1 protein-coding gene is annotated in these 1,956 nt (G+C 68.4%); it reads right to left on the reverse strand.

Translation table 11 applies throughout. The features are described 5' to 3' along the window. On the reverse strand, positions 1-1,881 hold a 1,881-nt coding region (locus ACLD7X_RS16490), incomplete at its 3' end, for a helicase-related protein (protein ID WP_425625402.1). Positions 1,882-1,956 lie beyond the last annotated feature (75 nt).

The raw sequence follows: 1,956 nt of genomic DNA on the forward strand, positions 1-1,956 counted from the left end.
GTTGATCGCCCGGAGGGCGGCGCGGGCCTTGTCGCGCAGCTGCTGGGTGACCAGTTCGCAGTAGGGCACCTGAGCCAGCAGGTCGACGGTGCGGCGGAGCACACGCACCACGTCTCCCTCATCCAGCGAGGTGTTCGCGATCACATCACTCCAATTGGCTCCGCAGGCCCAGGCATGCACCAGTCCGGTGAGTTCAGGCTCCCACCAGATCGGGAACAGCACCTTGGCGCGTTCCTGTTCTCGCCCGATCTCACGGCGCAGGTTGCGCAGGTCATGGAGGGCCTCCTCCACTGCCGCGGGCGGCGCCCAGGCACACCACAGATCCGGGCGGTTGACCTCGGTGGAGATGGCCTCCAGCACGGCGGCCAGTTCAGCCGGAGCCAGTGCATCCAGATGGCCACTCATCAACGCCAGCCCCAGCCACAGCTCATTGTCACCGCGCAGGGCAGCCACGGTGCGGCCCACCTCGGTGGGCTGGAGGCCGTCCTCACCGGCGAGTGCCCCGAAGTGGCGGAGCACCTCGATCAGGGCCAAAAAGGTGTCCCAGTGCCGGTTGGAGCGGAAATGCAACACCCTCTGCCGCTCCTCCAGTTCGGCCGCCACCTCATCCATGCGGCGGCGGTGGCGTTTGAGCTGCTTGCGATCGCCCCAGCGGTGGGCCGGATGGAGCTCGAGCGCCTCCTCCAGCTGGTGCACCCTGCGGGCCTGCTCCTGCACTTCTCCGGCCAGGTCGTACTGGGGGGTGGCCATGTCGTGGCGCCGGGCCATGGAGGCCACAGCCAGGGCCAGGCCGCCGCTGGCCTGATCGCCATGGCGCAGCTCACCGGCGTGGCGAAGAGCGGGAGCCTCCAGCTGCTGCACCTGGAGGCAACTGAGTTCGGCATGCAGGCTCACCACCGCACTGCAGGGAACCAGGATCCAGACGTTCTCATCGGTGAGACAGAGCAGCAGGGGAAACTGGCCGGAGCCCTGCACCTTTTCCACGATCACCGCCGGGGTGACGCGGCTGCGCAACTGGGGAGCCTTGAGGCTCACCAGGGTGCCCTCACTGGCGAACTGCAGGGCGAGGGTGAGCTCATGGGCGAGGGTTTCCTCCGCCTGGTGCTGAAGGGTGCGCAGCAGGCGCCGCTCCTCCCGCAGGCAACCGCGTTGCTTCTCGTAATCCTCGAAGTCGTCCCAGGGAACCTCACCGCCACCTGACTCGAGCGACGCGAGCTGGGCGCGGAGTTCGCGGATGCGGGCCTCATCCTCGGCCAGGTCGAGGGTGGCGAGATAGCGGCCGAAACTGCGCTCCACCAGCTCCTTGGCCTTGGAGAGGTCATAGCGCTGCAAGAGGTTCAGCACCATGCCGTAGCTGGGGGTGAACTGGCTGACCAGGGGATCGGCCGGCGCCAGCGCCAGCTGGCCCGCCTCGCGCACCCCCTCGAAGCGACTCTGCACCGTGACGACGTAACCCTGGGAGTCGAGCCCGCGGCGGCCGGCCCGGCCGGCCATCTGCAGGAACTCGCTGCCCATCAGGGGCCGGTGGCCACGCTCGGTGCGCTTCGAGAGGGCCGAGATCACGGTGGTGCGGGCCGGCATGTTGATGCCGGCGGCCAGGGTTTCGGTGGCGAACACCACCTTGATCAGGCCCTGCTGGAAGAGCTCCTCGATCAGCTCCTTCCAGGCGGGCAGGACCCCGGCGTGGTGGGAGGCGATGCCGCGCAGGAGGGGCTCCGCATGGCCGTCGCGAACAGCCTCAGGGGAGGCCTCGGCGAAAGCTTCGAGCCTCGCCCGCAGACGGGCTTGCTCCTCGGGACTGACCAGACAGATCTTGCCGAGATCCCGCACCCCCTTGTCGCAACTGCGCCGGCTGAAGATGAAGTAGATGGCCGGGAGCATGTCGCGCTCAGCCAGCTGGGCAATGACGAATGGGAGCGGAGGAGCCTCGGGCTGGGGAGGCTTCGGGGTCTTGGG

Source organism: Aphanothece microscopica RSMan92 (genome assembly GCF_046613545.2).
Classification (GTDB): Bacteria; Cyanobacteriota; Cyanobacteriia; order PCC-6307; family Cyanobiaceae; genus NIES-981.